Below are 19,029 nucleotides of genomic sequence, written 5' to 3'. Positions count from 1 at the left end.
CACTTCGCGGACGTTGTGCGAACTACGACGTGAAGGGCGGTACAGAGGCGGTCCAAGAGTTCCGGGTGCCGCGCACCGCGGACCGTGCCCAGGCCGTAGGAAGACTCCCCCGAAAACATGACGCCGACAGTAGGAATTCAGTAGTGCAGCGTCAATACAGAGGCGATATGGGGATCAGCCGGCATCCTATGACTCCCGATAACACCATGCCGCACTGAATTCCACATTCCGCTCCGGTCGTTATGATGACACAAATGCGCTTCGCAGGGTTCGAGTCTTTTACGGTGGATGCGGACGGAGTGCCGGTGCACGGGCAGCGCGGCGGCAGCGGCCCTCCCCTCCTTCTTCTGCACGGGTTCCCGCAGACCCACGCCATGTGGCATGCGGTGGCGCCGCTGCTCGCCGAGGAGTTCACGGTCGTCGCCACCGACCTGCGCGGCTACGGGGCCAGCGGCAAACCGCCGAGCGACGCCGGCCATCTGCCGTACGCCAAGCGCGCCATGGCGCTGGATCAGGTACGGGTGATGGCGTACCTCGGGTACGACCGCTTCGCCGTGGCCGGCCACGACAGGGGCGCCCGCTGTGCCTACCGCCTGGCCCTGGACCACCCGGCGCGGGTGAGCCGGCTCGCGGTCCTGGACGTGGTGCCCACGGCGGACGCCCTCGCCGGGGTCGACGCCGCGGTCGCCCGGGACCTGTGGCGCTGGTTCGTCCTGGCGCAGCCCGCGCCGCTGCCCGAGACGCTGATCGCCGCCGATCCCGAGGCCTTCTGCTTCGGTGCGCACGCCCGGCTGTTCGCGCCCGAGGCTCTGGCGGCGTACCGCGGTGCCGTGACCGACCCGGCGACGGTGCACGCCATGTGCGAGGACTACCGCGCCATGTTCGGCCCGGACGCGGAGCACGACGCGGCGGACCGCGCGCGGGGCCGGCGCATCGGCGCCCCGGTGCTGGCGCTGTGGGGCAGGCGGTCCCACACCGGGCGCCATCACGATGTGCCGGCCGTCTGGCGCCGGTGGGCGGACGACGTCCGGGGCCGGGCCCTGGACTGCGGGCACTTCCTGGCCGAGGAGGCGCCCCGCGAGACGGCCGCGGAACTGCTGGCGTTCTTCCGGTGAGGCGGGTGGCCCCCTGTACGGGTCTCAGCCCACCCGGCGCATCGCCGTCCGCGCGCCGATCCGCACGACGCCGCCGATCGTGGACTCACCGCGCCGGCGGCGCTCGCCCAGCCGGCGGCTCACCAGCGCACGGTCCTGCTCGCCCGCCGGGGCCTGCACGAGCACCAGGGCCTCGGGGTCGTCGACCGGCCTGAAGGCCGAGAAGGTCAGATGCAGCTCCCCCGCGGGCAGCAGCGCGGTCACGTCACGCGCCGTCAGGTCGTCCACGCCCTGGCAGCTCCACCAGTCGGAGAGCTCCGGGAAGTCGTCGTTGAGCACCGCGTACACCTCCTGGGTGCGGCGGTCCTCGGTGCGGCGTGCGGTCTGGGCGCGGAAGTGGAAGAGCACCGCGCGGGCCACTTCCTCCCAGTCCTTGAGGCCGTCGCGCACGGCCGGGTCGCCGACCATGCACCACATTAAGTTCCGGCGGCTGGCGGGCAGCAGCGCCGGGTCGGACCAGACGGCGGCGTACGCGGCGTTCCACGCGGTGATGTCGAAGCGGCAGTCCAGCAGGACCGCCGGGCTGGTCTCCCAGGAGTCGAGCAGCGGCTGGGTGCGCCGGGCGACCGTGCCGTGCTCGGCCTCGCCGCCCTCCGGCGGGAGGTGGCCGGCCAGCGCGAGCACGTGCCGGTACGAGGCGGTGTCCAGGCCGAGGGTCCTGGAGACCGCCTCCAGCACCTTCTTGGAGGAGACGACCCGGCCCTGCTCCAGCCACGTGTACCAGGCGAGCCCCACGCCGGACAGCGCGGCGACCTCCTCGCGGCGCAGCCCCGGCGTGCGGCGGCGGCCGGTCCCCGGCAGTCCGACGTCCTCGGGGCGGCGGCGCTCCCGGTGGGCACGCAGGAACGCGCCGAGTTCCTTGGGGTGTGCGCTGACGGGGGTGTGGTCGTGGGGGGTGTGCACGGGGCTGAGGCCTCCCGCTCGTATGAGTCGCGGCAGCAGGTCGGGCTGCCGGCAGTGGTCCGACGGTGCTGTCAGCGGACCAGCCGGGCCCGGTGCGAACCGGGTGGGCGGCGTAAGGACAACGCCTCGTTCTCCATCCTCGCCCTCCCCGCAGGGCCGCCTGGTTACGGAAATCGGGGGGCAGCTTAACCGTCGGCAGCGGCGCCGGGGCCGCACTCCGGCCAAAGTCCCCGCCGGCCGGCCGGTGCCCGGGGCACGTGCTCGTCCGGCACCCGCGGGCGGGCTCCCTCACACCAGGTGGACGTCCAGGAACGCCGCCGTGGCCGCCACCGCCTCCCGGGCGGCGGGCAGTCCCGGTACCGCGAGGTGCCAGCAGTGCCCCTGCCCCGCCCAGCTCCGGTGCACCGCGCGGCCGCCGGCCGCATCGACCCTGCGGGCGAACTCCCCGGCGTCGTCCGCGAGGACCTCAAGGCCCCCGCACTGCACCAGCACCGGCGGCAGCCCCCGGAGCGCCGCCCCTTGGGCGAAGAGCGGCGAGGCGAGCGGGGTGCGGGGGTCGGCGCCCGCGAGGTAGCGCGCCGCGGAGTCCCGCATCGACGCGCGGCTGAGCACCGTGTCGGTGCCGCGGCAGCGCTCGTAGGAGCCGGCCGTCACGGTGAGGTCGTACCAGGGCGAGAGGCCGACGAGGGCGGCGGGCCGCGGCAGGCCGGCGTCCTGCGCGGCGAGCAGTGCGGCCGCCGCCAGCCCGCCGCCGGCGGAGTCGCCGAGCACCGCCAGCCGGCCCGGGTCGACGCCGCTCTCCAAGAGGCTCCGGTAGGCGGCGGTGGCATCCTCAACGGCGGCCGGAAAGGGGCGCTCCCCGGCCAGCCGGTACGCGGGCAGCAGCACCTCGGCGTCCAGTTCCGCGGCGAGGAACGACGCGGCGCCCTCCGACACCCGCGGCGAGCCGGCCCGGTAGCCGCCGCCGTGCAGGTGGAGCAGGGTGCCGCGGCGGCCCCCGGTACCGGGCCGGACGCGTACGGCGGGGCGTCCCGCATGAATCACCTCGCTGCGGACGGTGCCCGCGGCGAGCGGGGCACGGCCCTGGGCGGCGAGCGCCCAGGCGTGCGCCGGGTCGGTGACGGGCTCCTGCGCCGGGTCCGGTGCGGGGCCGCCCGTCACCGTCGCCCAAGGCGGTGAGCCGTCGGGTACGGGCCGAGGACTCACAGCGCGGGCCGCAGCCGGTCGAGCAGGCCGGGGAGCCGGCCGGGGTCGGCGGCCAGCTCGGGCGTCGGGGCGATGTAGAGCAGCACGGTGCTGACGCCCGGGCGCACGAACCGGGCGATCCGCTCGCGGAGTTCGTCCGGCTCGCCGTGCAGCCACAGCTCGTCGACCAGCGCGTCGGGCAGTGCGAGCCCGGCACCCTGCCGGTCCCCCGCCTGGTACCGCTCGTGGGACGCGCGCAGTTCCTCACCACGGCCGAGCCACTCGTGGAAGGCGTGGTACGGCGCCTGGTTGAGGATCCAGCCGAGGAAGCCGCGGCCGGCCCGCCGGGCCTCCTGCGCGTCGGTCGTCGGGCAGAGGAAGATCTTGACGATGGTCTCGCGGTCCGGGTACGGGCCGCCCGCGGCGCCGATCACCTTCGGCACGTCCTCGGCGGTGAGGATGTTGAGGATCGCCCCGTCGGCCTCCTCGTACGCGAGCCGCAGCATCCTCGGGCGCAGCGCGCCCACGATCACCTTCGGCGGCCGGCCCGCCAGTTCCTTGCGGAGCGCGCGCACCGTGCGCCGCACCGTCTCCAGCGGTCTGACGTGCGGCAGGCCGTTGAGCGCGGTGACGTGGGCGGGCACCGAGGAGCCGACGCCGAGCAGCACTCCTCCGGCGGCGAGTTCGGCGAGGCTCAGCGCGGTGGCCGCGAGCACGCCCGTGCCCCGGGTCTGCGCGGGCACCACACCGGTGCCGACCCGCAGGCGCGGCTGCCAGGCCGCCGCCGCGGCCAGCGGGGTGAAGGCGTCGATGCCGCCGCCCTCGCCGGTCCAGACGTCGTCGTAGCCGAGGTCCGGCAGCGCCTGCACGATCCGCCGGTTGTCACGCAGCTCCATCGCGGGCAGCGGGAGGTTGACCCCCCAGCGCGGTGACGGGTTCGGGCTGGTCATCGCGGGTGCTCCTCGGGGTGACGGCGGTGCTGCGGCGCAGCCGGCGTGCGGGCCTCTCGATCAGGATGTCGGAGGCGACGGCGATCAGGACGGTGACGGCCACGGTGGCGGGGAAGAGCACCGCGAAGGTGGCGGAGCCGGCCGGCTCGCCGGTGAGCCGCAGGAAGGTCTCCACGACCACCATGTGCCAGAGGAAGACGGCGTACGAGATCCTTCCCAGCCGGGCCGGGACCCTGTGGGACAGCAGCCGCGCGGGTCCCCGCTCCGTGCGCAGCACGAGCGGGGCGACCAGCGCCACGGCGACCACGAGGTCGAGCAGGTGCTGCAACAGCGCCTGCGGCACGGTCGGGTAGACCGACGTACTGCCGGTGAGCGGCGTCGACTCCACCGCGTAGGCGGCCACCGCCACGCCCCAGCAGGCCCACGGGTGGCGGGCGAGCGCGCCGAGGCCGGCGCCGCGGGAGGCCAGCACCGCGAGCGCCATGCCGGCCGCGAAGTAGCCGATGTACTGCGGGAGCCAGAATCCGGCGGCCGGGTACGGCCCGGCGGAGGGCAGATGGGTGAGCACGACGGAGGCCACCGAGACGGCCTCCAGCGCGCCCAGCGCCACGAGCACCGCGGCGGGCCTGCGCAGCAGCGGGTGCAGGGCGAGTGCGAGCAGCGGCAGCAGCACGTAGAACGACGCCTCGGTGGCCAGGCTCCAGGTCTGCGTGATCCCGGCGGGGATCACGTTCGCCTGGTAGATGTGCAGCAGGGCGAGCGGGCGCACGGTGGCCCACAGGTGCGTCAGGGCGTCCGGGGTGAAGGCGGCCAGGGCCACCAGCGTCACGGCCCAGTAGGCGGGCAGGATGCGCAGGGCGCGGTGCCACAGGTAGCGGCCGGTGGGCGGGCGCGGAGCGCCGTCGCGTCCGGCGTTGGCGTAGGGCCGGTACAGCAGCAGCCCGGAGAGCACGAAGAAGATCGGCACGCCGACGGTGAACCGCGACAGCACGGGTCCCAGCGCCCCGCCGTGCCCGATGCCGAGCCAGCTGGAGGCGACCTGCCCCGAGTAGATGCCGGTGTGCAGGGCGATCACCATGAGCGCGGCGAGCGCCCGCATGCCGTCCAGGGCATGGGCATGGGTCCTGCTGGTGTCGACGGCGAGCTGTGCCGGGGACGCGGGCACCCGTGCCGGTGCCGTGGGGGATGCGCTCACGAGGGGTCGACCGCCTTCGATGCGTCTGCGGGGTGGGGGGTGGCGGACGGACCGGGGGGCGCCGCGGGGCCCGCGGCGGTCGCCGTCGGGGCCTGGTGCGTCGGGGGCCTTGGTGCCTGTCCGGCCCGGTCCCCGGGCGGCTCGGTGGCCGGGGCCCCGGCCCCGGCGCCCTCGTTGCCACCCTGGTTGCCGCCCGCGGTGCCGTGCAGCCGGCCGACCAGCGGCAGGGCGGTGAGCGCCGCCAGCAGTGCGAGCCCGCCTCCGATGAGGGCGCTGCCGGCGCCGGCGTCCGGGAACTGGCCGACCGCCGCGACCCCCACGGCGGTGCCCGCGTACAGCGCGGCGCTGTTCCAGGAGCTGGAGGTGGCGCCCAGCGCGGGCCGGGCGCCCAGCAGCAGGGTCTGGACGTTGGTGCCGAAGGCGCCGCTGGCGAAGAACCACACCAGCACGCCCGCGCCGGCCAGCAGCAGGGGCGAGCCGAGCGAGGCGAGCACGGCCGAACCGCCCAGGACCGCCGCCCACACCGGGATCCACGCCGCGTCACCCGCGCCAAGACGCCGTGCCCGGTCGCCGATCCGCCCGGCGGCCAGCGAGCCGAGCGCGCTGCCCGCGCCGACCAGGATGCCGAGCAGCCCGAGCGCCTTGACGGACAGGCCGAACCGGTCGTGCAGCACGGCGCCGAGAAACGTGTACGCGCCGAGATTGGCGGCCTGGAGGAGCAGCACCACGATGAGCGTGTGCCGCAGCACGCCGTCCCGCCAGACCTCGACGACCGCCCCGAGGCGGAGCCCCGGGCTCGCTGCGGGCCGCGGCGGGCCGGAGCGCGTCTGGCGGTGCACCAGCGGCAGCGCGGCCAGGGTGAGCGCGGCGAGCGCCCAGAACGAGGACCGCCAGCCGCCCCAGCCGGCGAGGAAGCTGCCGGCCGGCACGCCGAGCACCTGGCCCGCCGAGAACAGCGCCATCCCGAGCCCGATCGCCCGGCCCCGCACCTCGTCCGGGGCCGTCTCGGCGATGTGCGCCCAGGTGGAGGGCCCTGCGAGCCCGGCGCCCAGCGCGCCGAGCACCCGGGCCGCGATGAGGACCGTGAGGCTGCCCGCGACGGCCGCGAGGACGTTGCCGAGCAGGAAGCAGACCGTGCCTGCCACGATCGTCGGCTGCCGTCCGAAGCGGTCGGAGACCGCGCCGAGGAAGGGTGCCGTGACGGCGTAGACGATGGTGTAGGCGGTGACGGTGCTCGCCGCGGCGGCCTCGCTGACGCCGACCGAGCCGGCGATGGTGGGCAGCAGCGGCGAGATCAGGAACGTCTCGGTGCCGATGAGGAACAGCAGCAGGTACACGCCAGTGTAGCGGGCCCAGCGCAGCGTCGCGGCGGGTGGGACTCGCGGGGCCCCGAAGGCGGCCGCCTCGCCGGTCACCGCCTTGCCGGTCGCCGTGTCGTGGGGCGTGGGGGGCTCTGGGGCGGCGGGCACGGGCTTCCTCTCTGCGGAGGGGACGGTCCTTCGCCGCTCGATCGTCGCCGTGCCGTCAGGGTTCAACCAGACCTGCGTTCATGCTGTTACTGGCACACACAGGCTCGGTGCGGGGTCCAGCGGTGCGGGGTCCAGCGGTGCTGGGCCCCGCAGCATGGAGACCGCCGGCGCGGAGGCCGGCAGCGTGGAGGCCGGGCGCCACCCGGGCGAGGAAGCGGTCGGCGACGACGGGGTGCCCGGCCGGCGCGGGGTGCAGGCGGTCGATGCCCTCGGGCTCCAGCAGCAGGTGGACCAGGTCGGGACCGAGGACGTCCAGGCCGTCGAGGTAGCTGAGGCGGCTGTCGCCGTGCCGGCGGAGCAGTTCCACGGCCCTGCGGATATGGCCCCGGCTCGCGGCGAGCGTCAGCCCCGAGGGCCCCGGCACGTCCTCCCGGTCGGGCGCGACGATCGCCGACATCATCGTGAACGGCGTTCTGGGGTGGCCCTCCCGCACCGTGGTCACGAAGCCCACCACCGCCGCGGCGAGCGAGTCGCCGTTGTGGGTGCCGAGCGCCTGGATGTTGATGCCGGCGCACGCGGTGACGAGATCCGCGGGCAGGTCGCGGATCAGCCGGGCGGTCATCGGCTGGAGGTAGCAGGCGGCGCCCAGCGCGAGGGACGTGAGGTCCCAGCCGGTGCGGCGGGCCACCAGCGCGGGCCAGGCCCGGGCGGGCGAGGCGGCACCGCGGCCCTGCGCGATCGAGCTGCCGTAGAGCACCCAGCGGGGCCCCTCACGGTCGTCGCGGACCACTTCCGTGGCGCCTTCCAGCACCAGTTCGCGGAGCCGGAACTGCGCATACGTCGGCAGCCAGAGCTCCACCAGCCCCGGGGACCCGCCCGGCCGGCCCGGCAGCCCGCCGACCCGGAAGCCGTGGTCGCGCCCGTCGGCGGTGAGCAGCACGGTGTTGGGCCGCTGCCCGCAGAGCACGTCCAGGTACGGCAGCTCCTGGGGGCCGTTCAGCCTCGGTGGGGGGTCGGCCTGGTAGCGGCAGCGCAGCGCGCGGGCGTCGGTGCGGAAGGTCACGCGTACGCCGGCGGGCATGGCGGCCCGCCCCGCACCGCCCTCCGGCAGGTGCAGCGCGGCCTCCTCGTACGGCAGCCGCCACGGCGCCGTCCAGCCGGGACCGCGCTGGAGCGAGACCGCGCCCCGGTACCGCAGCCGCGGGTCGTCGTGCGGCACGCGCAGGGTTCTCGGCACCTCAGGACTCCGCCGCGGGCAGGAACAGGCCGGCCGGCGGGAGCGGCACCGGCGGCGGTGCCGCTCCGGGCAGGGCTGGGCGGCACGGCACGGCGGTCTCCCTTGCGACGGCGGTCCGGCCCATCGTCCGAGTCGCCGTCACGGGGGACAAGGCAGTCCGTTCTGCTGTGACCCGGGGTCATACGCTGCGCCGGCCCGAAGCGGCCCGGCGGAAAAGAGATTGCGGGCGGACGAGCCCTCGGCTATCCATGGTGCTCCGAACCCCGCACGGGACCGCGGGGTCCCGACGCAGCGAGAGGAGAGGTGAGCCGATGACCGCCATGACCACCGCGCTCGTCTCCTCCCGGGTTGTTCAGCAGAGCTGACCCCGGAGCGGACGGGCACCACCACCGGAGCGTGCCTCAACCGTGGAAACGAACGATCTGATCACACGTCCGATCACCGGACGCGACGAACTCGACCTCTTCAATCGACTCCCCTATCCCCTCAACGCAGAGCTGCGGGACGACCTCGCCCAGGACCGGCGACGGCCCGAGTGGATGTGGGTCGCGCTCCGCGGCGACCGGCTGCTCGCCAGGCTCGCCTGGTGGAGCCGGCCGGGCAGCGGTACGCCGTTCCTCCTGGACGTCCTCGACGTGGACGACACGCTCTCCGCCCCCGAGCGGCAGGACGCCGGAACCCGGCTGCTGCGTGCCGCGATGGCCGGCACCCTGCGCAGCGGATCGCCGCCGCCCGAGTACACCCGCCACGTGCCGCCCGACTGGCGTGACGCCGCGGTCGTCAGGGAGGCTGTCCGGGACCGGATGGCGATCCTGGAGCGCGCCGGTGCCCGGCCGTTCGTCGAGCGGCTCCGCCTGGAGTGGCGGCCGGGAACGCCGGTCCCGCCGCCCAGCGGCCGCCTGGTGTTCCGGCCGGTCCGTGACACCGGGGACCTGCTGACCCTGATGACCTCGGTCCTCGACGGCACGCTGGACGCGCACAGCCGCGCCGAGCTGACCAGGATGTCCGCCCAGGCGGCGGCGGTCAGGCACTACGAGGAGGAACTCGCCCGCTACAAGAGCCCCCGTGAGTGGTGGCGCGTCGCCACTCTGCCCGAGGGGGAACCGGTGGGATTCGTCCTCCCCGCGCACAACGGCTACAACCCGGTCATCGCCTACCTCGCCGTGCTGCCCGAGCACCGCGGCCGGGGCCACATCGACGACATCCTCGGCGAGGGGACCCGCGTCCTCGCCGAAGAGGGCGTCCCCCGCATCCGCGCCAGCACGGACCTCGGCAACCACCCGATGGCGAACGCCTTCGGACGTGCCGGATACGTCAACTTCGGACGCGAGATCAACATGACGTGGAGCCGGACGGGCGAGGCGGCCGCCGCCTGAGACTCCCGCCGCGCGGAGGGCGACGAGGCTCCGTTCCCGGGGCCGCGCCAACGGTGACTGGGGCTCCGTTCCCGGGCCCGGGGGCGGAGCCCCAGTCACCGTTGCGGCGGCCTGCCGGCTCGCGCGGCCTCGTGCCCGCGCGGGCGGGCAGGCAGCCGGAGACCGGCCAGCGCGGCGCATAGGCGAGAATCGGGCCCGATGAGACCCGACCCGGCCGTCCCCCGGCCTGGTCACCGACTACAGGTGCTCGATGATGAGGCGGTGCGATATGGACGACGGTGAACTGATCATCGAAAGGGAGATCGCCCTCCAGCGTCCCCAGGTCCGCGCCGACCGGGCGGCTGTGCTGGCCCTGCTGACCCCCGACTTCGTGGAGGTCGACAGGACCGGGAGAGCCTGGGACGCCGAGAGCGTGGCGACCGCGCTCGCGGCACAGCAGGGGTACGTGCAACCCCAGGCCACCGATTTCGCCCTCGCGAGGCTGGCCCCGGGCGTCTGCCTGCTGACCTACCGGGACGAGGCCACGATGCACAGTTCGGTCTGGGTGCGCAGCGAGGACGGGCAGTGGCTGCTCCGCTTTCACCAGCAGACCAGCCGGGCGTCCTGATCCCGTGAGGGCTTGATCGCGGCGGCCGGCGAGCCGTTCGCGAGCGGGGAGGGCTTGCGGGGCCCGGCCCGTGCCCGGCCGGGGGCTCCCCCAGGCACCCCCCAGCAACATGCGCCAAGGGGAACGAAGGGCTCCCCGCCGCCAGCGGGGAGCCCCTCTTCATGCCGTCGGCGGAGACGGCTCTCCTGCCGTCAGCAGATGCCGACCGCGGCCAGTGCCTGCTGCTGCGCCGCGGAAGGCTGCGCCGGGAAGTACAGGTAGCAGACGCCGCCGGTGCCGGAGGTCACCGCGCCGGAGGCGTTGTACCGCTTGGTCCGCAGCCAGATGTTCTCCCACTCGCGGCGCTTGTAGACGCGGCGCACGGCGTTGTCGCTGGCCGAGGCCGGGTCGTTGGCGATCACGTCGCCGTCCGCCGTGAACCCGATGACCGTCATCAGGTGCCCGGAGGTGCCGTAACCCGCGCCGGTCAGCTCCTCCTTCAGGAACGACTGCGACGTGATGGCCGGGATGCCGGCGGCGATCAGCTTCTCCAGGTCGGCCAGCGAGCCCAGCCGGGTGACGACCCCCTGCATGTCCGGGTAGGTCGCGGCGTAGGCGGCGTTGAACGGCCAGTTGCCGCAGCCCTCGTACTGGTAGTCGTAGGTGTACCGGGCCGCCTGGCAGACCTGCGGGTCGGCGTACGACGGGTCGACCCAGGCCATGTCGGCGGCGGACGGCCGGTGGCCCCAGTACTGGATGATCATCTGCGAGGAGGTGGGGCTGCACCAGGCCTCGCCGCCGCCGTCGTACTGCGGGTACTGGCCGGAGTGCACGTCCTGCGAGAAGCGCGGGACGCTCAGCTCCTTGGCCAGGTTCGGCGTCGAGGCGGGCACCGTGAACCGGTCCGGGATGTCGGAGCCCATCGCGCCCAGCCGCCACACCAGCGGCGCCACCCTGCTGCCGGGGGCCCGGTAGAGGGTCAGCCGCAGCCGGTACCAGACCAGCCGCAGGCCGGAGTCGGGGTCGTCGATGGCGAAGGTGTCCGTGTAGATGCTGCTGTGGCCGTCGGACTGGTCGTCCACGGACGTGCGCTTGATGTCCGTGTCACTGGCGGCCCAGCGGCCCATCACGTACCAGGGGGTGACGGTGTCGTCGGAGTAGCCGCCCTGCAGTTCGACCTGGAGCCAGGTGCCGGCGGGCGTGGCGGCGTTCCAGGAGGCGATGACCTCCGTGGCCGGCACGGTCAGCTTGTGCTCGGGAGACGTCCAGCGGGCGTACTCCCAGGTCGCGGTGGTGCCGGTGTGCGGGTCGGTGTAGTCGGCGGCGCCCCGGGGCGCGGCGATGGTCAGGGCCGGCCTGGCTCCTGCGAGGGCCCGGGTGCCTTCCGCGGTGCCACTGCGCCAGTCGCTGTACGAGGTCCAACCGTGGTAGTCCACCTGCGGGACGCCGCGGGTGTGCGGCGTGCCGCCGGTCAGATGACGCGCGCCGGGAGCGCGCGCTGCCGCGGCGGCCGGGACGGCGGACGCCGCCGTGGCCGCGAGCGCGGCGGACGCCGCGGCGGCCAGCACGGCGCGCCGCGAGGCGGCCGGCCCGGCCTCGGACGTCGCGGGCGTCCCGTTCGTGACCGATCTGCTGCGGTCGGCTGCTCTGGACATATGCAGGTAACCCCCATTCGACCCGGCCACTACGCGCGGGTCGGGATGCGCTGCGATGGGCCACGACGACCCTCGTGGGGCCACTATGACCGCCCAGCACCGGCTTCTGCCAGCATTCAACTGTCCATGGCGGCCACCAATTTCGCGCCCGCCCGCCGCCGCTCCCGGCGTCCGCCGGGACGGGGGCGGCCTGCCGATGGCGTTCCGGGCCGCCTTCGAGCGCCTTCCGGGGGTGAGCGCTCCCATGACCGTGGGGGCGCACGCCACGGGGGTCCGCGCCCGCGGCCGGTACGCTGGACATGGTGACCGCGCCCCTCACGCTCCCCCGTCTCGCCACCGCACTCCGCCGGCTGGCCCCGTCCTGCGGCCCGGTGCGCCTGGTGGCCGTCGACGGCCATGCCGGGTCCGGGAAGTCGACCTTCGCCCGGCGGTTCGCGGCGGCCCTCGGCGGGGCCCCCGTCCTCGCCCTCGACGACCTCGCCACGCACGAGGAGCTGTTCTCCTGGACCGGGCGCCTGCGGGAGCAGGTGATCGCACCGCTCGGCCGCGCCGAACCGGCGCGCTATCGGCCGTACGACTGGCACGCACGCCGCCCCGGCCCGGCCGTGGGGCTGCCGCCCGCGCCCGTGGTGCTCGTCGAGGGGGTCGGTGCCGGACGGGCCGCGCTCCGGCCCCACCTGGCCTGCCTGCTCTGGATGGAGCTGCCGCGCGACGAGTCGTGGCGGCGCGGCCGGCGCCGGGACGGACCCGCGCTGGAGACCTTCTGGGACGGCTGGACGATCGCCGAGCGGCGCCACTTCGCGGCCGACCCGTCCCGCCCCTTCGCCCATCTCCTCGTACGGCAGTGCGACGCGAGGAGGCTCCCGGGAGCCCTCGGGACCCCGGGGTCCGAAGGGCACGAGAAATCCGCGGGGACCTCGGTACCGGGGCAACCCCCGGGGCCGGAGCGGCTTCTGGCGCCCACGACTCCGCCGGCGTACGCGGTGTTGCCGGGGCCGATGGGAGGGCTTCCCGGCCCCTTTCACACGCCAGGATCAGCCCAATCGCTCACGCATCGTGATAACTACCCGCCGGTTAACTAAACACCCGGAAAACGACTTTCACGAGTACCCCAACTCGGCTTGACCCCGAGGCCGTACAGGTCTTACGTTCTCAATGTGCGGTCTTTCGGGACCCCGCAGACGCGAAGCCCCCGGTTGTTCCCCCGTGATCGGGGGCTTCGTTCTGCCCTTTACACCCCATTCACTTGATCACATAGGCCAACTTTCCCTCACACTCGGTCACCGCCTTCCCGGATCGATCCCCACCCGCCGCGGCTGCTCGGCATGCGCCCCAAATGCTTCAAACGCGGCTCATCCCACAGTGCGGCACTCTTCGGCACGCAACGGCGTCGCAGGTACGATGCTGTGCGGTGCGGTAACCGGACGGCTGCTCAGAGCACCGAGTCAATTCCCGTCCACGGCACAACGGTTCGACGAAGGAGTCGGCGGGCACAAATCCCGTCGGCACACCACGGGGGCACGGTCTGTGGGGGACGTGATGGACTTCGGCACGCAGGGCTCACCCGCCCCGGCCGATCTGGCCTGGCTCCGAGGAGTCGATGCCTACACGATGGGTGCCTATCCGCAGGCCGAGGAGGAGTTCCGGGCCGCGGTACGGCTCGATCCGGGCATGGCCGACGGCTGGCTGGGACTGCACGCGCTGCGGATCGACACCACCTCCGCCCTGCTCCGGATGTTCCAGCACCGCGACCGCTTCGGCGAGCAGCGCGCCCGCCACCGCAGAACCCTCAACTCCTGGTACTGGCTCGGCTGGTGGGTGCAACCCGTGCTGGAGTCGCCCCGCGACCTGCTCCTCGCGCACGCCTCGCACTGGCTGGACGGCCGGCACGTCCCCGAGCTGGACCGCGCCCTCGCCGGGCTGCCGCCCGTCGACGCCGACAGGCAGGTCCGCTTCCTGCACGCCTGCCGTGCCTACCTCGTCAAGGACTGGGAACAGCTCGTCCGGCACACCGACCCGCTGCTGAACGACCCCATGCTCGGCATCGAGGCGGGCCTCTTCGGCGGCATGGCGCGCGTCCGGCTCGACATGTACGGGCAGGCGGAACCGCTGCTGTCCGCGGCGCTGATGCGCTGCCGCAGCGAGCAGCCGCAGCGCAAGGAGCTGCGGTACTGGCTGGCCCGCGCGCACGAGGGCACCGGCCGCAGCGCGGCGGCCCTGCCGCTGTACCGCGCGGTGCACCGGGTGGACCCCGCCTTCATGGACACCTCGGCCCGGCTCGCCGCGATAGCCGAGGGCGACGGGTACGACGAGGCCGCCGACGTCGCCGCCATCGCCATCGCCGGAGTGGGGCAGGACACCGTGGACGGCGCCGATCCGCTCTACGGGATCGAGGGCCGGGACCTGAAGCTGACAGACCCGGAACCGACGCCCTCGGCCGGCGTGACCGGCGAGAGGGACGCCGTCCGCGAGAAGGCCGTGGTGCCCGTCCAGGCCGGGCCGCCCCAGCTGCCCGCCGGGCCCGCCGACCCGGCGCTGCTGGAGGAGGCGCTCGCGGAGCTGGAGCGGATGGTCGGCCTTGAGCCGGTGAAGCGGCAGGTGAAGGCGCTCTCCGCACAGCTCAACATGGCCCGGCTGCGGGCCGGGCAGGGCCTGCCCGTGCAGCCCCCGAAGCGCCACTTCGTCTTCTCGGGCCCCTCCGGCACCGGCAAGACGACCGTGGCCCGCATCCTCGGCCGGGTCTTCTACGCCCTGGGCCTGCTCGGCGGGGACCACCTGGTGGAGGCGCAGCGCGCCGACCTCGTCGGCGAGTACCTCGGCCAGACCGCCGTCAAGGCCAACGAGCTGATCGACTCCGCCATCGGCGGCGTCCTCTTCGTCGACGAGGCGTACGCCCTCTCGAACACCGGGTACGGCAAGGGTGACGCCTACGGCGACGAGGCGTTGCAGGTGCTGCTGAAGCGCGCGGAGGACAACCGCGACCACCTGGTGGTGATCCTCGCCGGCTACCCCGAGGGCATGGACCGGCTGCTCGCCGCCAACCCCGGCCTGTCGTCCCGCTTCACCACCCGCGTCGACTTCCCGTCGTACCGGCCCCTGGAGCTCACCTCGATCGGCGAGGTACTGGCCGCGGAGAACGGCGACGTCTGGGACGACGAGGCCCGGGAGGAGCTCCGCTCCATCAACGGACACGTGGTCGACCAGGGCTGGATCGACGAGCTGGGCAACGGCCGCTTCCTGCGCACCCTCTACGAGAAGAGCTGCGCATACCGCGACCTGCGACTCTCCGGCTACCCGAACACCCCCGACCGCACCGACCTCGCCACCCTTCGCCTGCCGGACCTGATGCAGGCATACGGCGAGGTCCTCTCGGGCCGAGGCCCGGGCGACCCGACAGCGTTGTAAGCACAGACCCCAAAAGGCGCACCGCCAGGCAAGGGCACGCTCAGAAGGGTCACGGGCGGTGCAAGGGCCCACCAACGAAGGGGCGCGGGGATGGGGGTACCTCCCACGCCCTTCAGGCAGTGGGGGAGCGATAAGCCACGACGAACCGAAAGGTCGCCACCACCCGAAGGGGCAGCCCCTATCGCATTGGGCAACGCCCCGAAGGGGCGGCCGCACAACCTGCGCGCCCAGGGCGTACCGCGCGAAGCGACACCCGAACTGTGGCACCCCCGCGCAGGGGCGAACCAGCGCCGGGGACGCTCCCGACAAGGGCGCGCACCCCGGCACATCGGCTAACCCGAGCGTCAGCTCACCAGCACATCGGCTAACCCGAGCGTCAGCTCGCACCTGCTTACCCGAGCGTCAGCTCGCGAGCCTCGCTCCGCGGCTCCCCCACCCGTGCCGTCCCCGCGCCACCGCGGTCACGGTGAGCCGGGTCGTGGACCTCGCCGACGAGCAGTTCCAGGACGTCCTCCAGGGTCACCAGCCCCACCAAGCGCCCCGAGGCGTCGGCGACCTGCGCCAGGTGCGTCGCGGCACGGCGCATCACGGTCAGGGCGTCGTCGAGCGGCAGCTCGGCGTTGAGCGTGACCATCGGCCGCCAGACCTGCTGCGGCACGGCACGGTCGCTCTCCTCCACCTCCAGCACGTCCTTCACATGGAGGTAGCCCATGAAGGCGCCGCCGTCCGCGCTCACCGGAAAGCGCGAGTAGCCGGTGCGCGCGGTGAGCGCCACCACCTGCCCCGGGGTGACGCTGGGGTCCACCGTCACCAGCGAGGCGCGGTCCAGCAGCACGTCCGTGACCGGGCGCGTGCCCAGTTCCAGCGCGTCCCCGAGGCGCTCCTGCTCCTCGGGGCCGAGCAGCCCGGCCTCACCGGAGTCGGCGACCAGGCGGTTGAGCTGCTCGCTGGTGAAGACGGCCTCCACCTCGTCCTTGGGCTCGACGCGGAAGGCCATCAGGATCCACCGGGCGCACGCCCCGAGGGCCACGGTCACCGGCCGGCAGACGCGCGCGAAGGCGACGAGGCCCGGGCCGAGCCGCAGTGCCGTCCTCCCGGGGTCCGCCATGGCGAGGTTCTTCGGCACCATCTCGCCGATGACCAGGTGCAGGAAGACCACCAGCACCAGGGCGATCACGTAGCCCAGCGGATGCACCAGGCCCTCGGGCAGCCGGGCGGCGCCGAACACCGGCTCCAGCAGCCGCGCGACGGTGGGCTCCGCGACGGCGCCGAGGGTCAGCGAGCAGATGGTGATGCCGAACTGCGCGGCGGCCATCATCTGCGGCAGGTGCTCCAGGCCGTACAGCACCTGGCGGGCGGCCGCCGTCTTCACCGGCTCGACCTGGCTGCGCCGCACGGAGACCAGGGCGAACTCGGCACCCACGAAGAAGCCGTTCGCCAGCACCAGCAGGACGGCGAAGAGCAGTTGCAGGAGCGTCATCGGACCGCCTCCGGGGCCGCCGCGGCACCGCGGTGGGCCCTGCCGCCCGCGTGCACCGTGCTCTTCGCGGCGCCGGCGCCCTCCACGGCCTCCGGCACCCTGACCAGCCGGACCCGCTCGGCGCGGTAGTGCCCGACCTGTCTCACCTGGAGCCGCCAGCCGGGCAGCTCGGCACGGTCGCCCGGGGCCGGGATACGGCCCAGCAGGTCGGCCACGAGCCCGGCGACGGTCTCGTAGGGACCCTCGGGGGCGTGCAGGCCGATGCTCCGCAGGGTGTCGACGCGGCAGCCGCCGTCGGCGTCCCAGGCGGCCCTGCCGTCCTCGGCGGGCGCGGGGGCCAGTTCGGGCAGGTGCTTGGCGTCGTGCTCGTCCCGGACCTCGCCGACGAGTTCCTCGACGATGTCCTCCAGGGTGACGACGCCCGCGGTGCCGCCGTACTCGTCCACGACGACGGCGATCGGCTGCTCGCTGCGCAGCCGGGCCAGCAGCAGCTGCACCGGCAGCGTCTCGGGGACCAGCAGCGGAGCCTGCGCGATCCGTCCGACGGACGTGCGCAGCCGGGCGTGCACGGGTATCGCGAGGGCGTCCTTCAGGTGCACCATGCCGACGATCTCGTCGATGCGCTCCCGGTAGACGGGGAAGCGGGACAGGCCGGTGGCGCGGGTCAGGTTGACCACGTCCTCGGCCGTCGCGGACGACTGCAGGGCGCTGACCTTCACCCGGGGGGTCATCACGTGCTGGGCGGTCAGCTCGCCCAGCGAGAGGGCGCGCACGAACAGGTCGGCGGTGTCCTGTTCCAGGGCGCCGGCCCGTGCGGAGTGCCGGGCCAGCGAGACCAGCTCGCCGGGGGTGCGGGCGGACGCCAGCTCGTCGGCGGGCTCCACTCCGAGGGCCCGCACCAGGCGGTTGGCGACCGTGTTCAGGACGGCGATGACCGGGCGCAGCAGCCGTGCGAAGGCGTACTGGGGTCCGGCGACGAAGCGCGCGACCTGGAGGGGCCGGGACACGGCCCAGTTCTTCGGCACCAGCTCACCGATCACCATCTGAGCGGCGGACGCGAGCAGCATCCCGACCACCGCGGAGACACCGGGGACGGCGCCTTCGGGCAGGCCCGTGGCGGTGAGGGGCGCGTCGAGGAGCGCGGCCAGGGCCGGTTCGGCGAGCATGCCGACGACGAGCGAGGTGATGGTGATGCCGAGCTGGGTGCCGGAGAGCTGGAAGGACAGCTCCTTCAGCGCCGCGACGACGGAGCCGGCGCGCTTGTCACCGGTGGCCGCCGCCTCCTCGGCATCCGGGCGCTCGACGGTCACCAAGCCGAATTCCGCGGCCACGAAGAAGCCGTTGGCAAGGATCAGAAGGAAGGCCGCTCCCAGGAGCAGCAACGGGATGATCATGCCGCCGCCTCCGAGCCGCCGCGGACGCGGTCCGCGCTGGGGCTGCTTCCCACGCCCTCAGGGCAGTGGGGGAAGGAGGGGGCGGCGCAGGTACTGCAGGACGAACCGTCCATCGCCTGAGGAAATCACTCCTTGGTCGGGCGGAGCCCCAGCGGCCGCGGCTGGGCCGCCGCGACCCGCGCGCGCCGGTGCGGCGCGGCGTGGGGGAAGGCGCATCGTGCACCTCCGGAACCAGATTAATCAAGACAACCACTTCTGTGGCAGTGCGGACGCCCCGGAGGAGTCACCCATCTCTCCCGGGGGCGGCTCTCAGGGGCGCTCGCGGCCACCGATGCACGCGCACGAGCGCACCGGAAGGGCACCCGGGCGCGCCGCTGGAAGGCGGCTGGTCTGCGTGGAAAGGGGACGCACGCCACACCGGGTACCAGGGGGCGCGCTCGCCATGCCGCGCGCCGCCCGTGATCCCCGCCGCACTCAGTCGTGCCGGGCACCGGGCTCGCGTTCGACGGCGGTGTGGGCGTCGACGAGGGCCCTCAGCACCCGGGCGTCCTCGATGGCGCGGCGCCTGGCGAGGCCCGGCTGGATGCCCAGGGCCGGCAGGCTGGTGCCGTCGCTGAGGTTCAGGAACACCCAGGGGTCGCCGTGCCGGAGGTTGACCTGCACGATCTCCGCCCAGTCGAGCCGCCGCCCGCTGAGGATGTTCACGACGGTGACCCCGGAGCCGTCGGCGACGATCTTCGGCCTGCTCAGCACGACCGGCCCCGCGAGGAGCAGCGCCGCGGTGACGATGAAGCTGACCCGCTCCGCCGTCCGGAGGTCCGGCAGCATCAGGGCCACGGCCGTGAGCACGACGAAGAGGGCCACGCCTCCGATCAGCAGGACGGCCCGGGTCACCGCCGGCCGGAAGGTGACGGGCAGTTCCGGAAGCCCGGCGGATGCCGCCCCGGCACCGCCGTCCGGAGTGGCTCCCTGCCGTGCGGACTGTGGTGGCGTGGAATCCGTCACAACGTGCTCCGGGGTCGGTCGGTACCGGGCCGGCG

The 19,029-nt window shown here is 74.1% G+C and carries 14 protein-coding genes and 1 pseudogene; 5 read left to right on the top strand and 10 right to left on the bottom strand.

Features of this window, described 5'->3' with window-relative positions; translation table 11 throughout:
- Window positions 1-245: 245 nt before the first annotated feature.
- A complete protein-coding gene (locus Sm713_RS21990) occupies window positions 246-1,115 on the top strand; it encodes an alpha/beta hydrolase (RefSeq protein WP_212911273.1) in 870 nt (289 codons plus the stop codon).
- A gap of 24 nt (window positions 1,116-1,139) precedes the next feature.
- Here the strand turns inward: Sm713_RS21990 and Sm713_RS21985 are convergent, their stop codons facing one another.
- From Sm713_RS21985 to Sm713_RS21960, 6 genes are all read right to left on the bottom strand, one after another.
- Window positions 1,140-2,057, bottom strand: coding sequence for a helix-turn-helix transcriptional regulator (locus Sm713_RS21985; RefSeq protein WP_212911272.1), 918 nt, complete (start codon window positions 2,055-2,057; stop codon window positions 1,140-1,142).
- 288 nt (window positions 2,058-2,345) lie between these two features.
- Entirely contained in the window at window positions 2,346-3,218 is an 873-nt protein-coding gene (locus tag Sm713_RS21980; RefSeq protein WP_212911271.1) for an alpha/beta hydrolase fold domain-containing protein, read from the bottom strand.
- Window positions 3,219-3,259: 41 nt separating this feature from the next.
- Entirely contained in the window at window positions 3,260-4,192 is a 933-nt protein-coding gene (locus Sm713_RS21975) for an LLM class flavin-dependent oxidoreductase (RefSeq protein WP_212911270.1), read from the bottom strand.
- Window positions 4,125-5,387 (bottom strand): acyltransferase, encoded by a 1,263-nt coding sequence (locus Sm713_RS21970; protein ID WP_212911269.1) that lies wholly within the window; start codon window positions 5,385-5,387, stop codon window positions 4,125-4,127. Before Sm713_RS21970 ends, Sm713_RS21975 begins: the two co-directional genes overlap by 68 nt.
- On the bottom strand, window positions 5,384-6,856 hold the full coding sequence (locus tag Sm713_RS21965; RefSeq protein WP_212911268.1) for an MFS transporter: 1,473 nt from the start codon (window positions 6,854-6,856) through the stop codon (window positions 5,384-5,386). The genes Sm713_RS21970 and Sm713_RS21965 overlap by 4 nt, the downstream gene beginning before the upstream one ends.
- A 55-nt stretch (window positions 6,857-6,911) precedes the next feature.
- Window positions 6,912-8,093 (bottom strand): GDSL-type esterase/lipase family protein, encoded by a 1,182-nt coding sequence (locus tag Sm713_RS21960; RefSeq protein ID WP_249416425.1) that lies wholly within the window; start codon window positions 8,091-8,093, stop codon window positions 6,912-6,914.
- Between the two features lie 407 nt (window positions 8,094-8,500).
- Here Sm713_RS21960 and Sm713_RS21955 point away from each other — a divergent pair, with 407 nt between their 5' ends.
- Both Sm713_RS21955 and Sm713_RS21950 read left to right on the top strand, forming a co-directional pair.
- A complete protein-coding gene (locus Sm713_RS21955; RefSeq protein ID WP_212911267.1) occupies window positions 8,501-9,469 on the top strand; it encodes a GNAT family N-acetyltransferase in 969 nt (322 codons plus the stop codon).
- A 268-nt stretch (window positions 9,470-9,737) separates the two neighbouring features.
- Window positions 9,738-10,076 carry a DUF4440 domain-containing protein gene (locus Sm713_RS21950; protein WP_212911266.1) on the top strand — a complete coding sequence of 113 codons (339 nt, stop codon included), beginning with the start codon at window positions 9,738-9,740 and terminating at the stop codon, window positions 10,074-10,076.
- A gap of 191 nt (window positions 10,077-10,267) precedes the next feature.
- Here Sm713_RS21950 and Sm713_RS21945 read toward each other — a convergent pair whose 3' ends face one another.
- Entirely contained in the window at window positions 10,268-11,710 is a 1,443-nt protein-coding gene (locus tag Sm713_RS21945) for a peptidase C39 family protein (protein WP_212911265.1), read from the bottom strand.
- Between the two features lie 299 nt (window positions 11,711-12,009).
- On the opposite strand from Sm713_RS21945, the pseudogene Sm713_RS21940 reads away from it, so the two are divergent.
- A pseudogene (locus tag Sm713_RS21940) lies at window positions 12,010-12,555 on the top strand (uridine kinase); the annotation flags it as partial.
- 694 nt (window positions 12,556-13,249) lie between these two features.
- Entirely contained in the window at window positions 13,250-15,115 is a 1,866-nt protein-coding gene (locus tag Sm713_RS21935) for an AAA family ATPase (RefSeq protein WP_212911264.1), read from the top strand.
- Between the two features lie 391 nt (window positions 15,116-15,506).
- Here the strand turns inward: Sm713_RS21935 and Sm713_RS21930 are convergent, their stop codons facing one another.
- From Sm713_RS21930 to Sm713_RS21920, 3 genes are all read right to left on the bottom strand, one after another.
- Window positions 15,507-16,595, bottom strand: coding sequence for a hemolysin family protein (locus Sm713_RS21930; protein ID WP_212911263.1), 1,089 nt, complete (start codon window positions 16,593-16,595; stop codon window positions 15,507-15,509).
- Window positions 16,592-17,989, bottom strand: a complete 1,398-nt coding sequence (locus tag Sm713_RS21925) for a hemolysin family protein (protein WP_212911262.1) — start codon at window positions 17,987-17,989, stop codon at window positions 16,592-16,594. Before Sm713_RS21925 ends, Sm713_RS21930 begins: the two co-directional genes overlap by 4 nt.
- A gap of 474 nt (window positions 17,990-18,463) precedes the next feature.
- Window positions 18,464-18,907: a PH domain-containing protein gene (locus Sm713_RS21920; RefSeq protein WP_249416654.1), complete on the bottom strand. Its 444-nt coding sequence runs from the start codon at window positions 18,905-18,907 to the stop codon at window positions 18,464-18,466.
- Window positions 18,908-19,029: the final 122 nt, after the last annotated feature.

It is taken from the genome of Streptomyces sp. TS71-3 (assembly GCF_018327685.1).
Classification (GTDB): Bacteria; Actinomycetota; Actinomycetes; order Streptomycetales; family Streptomycetaceae; genus Streptomyces.
This window is presented reverse-complemented; position numbering and strand designations above follow the sequence as displayed.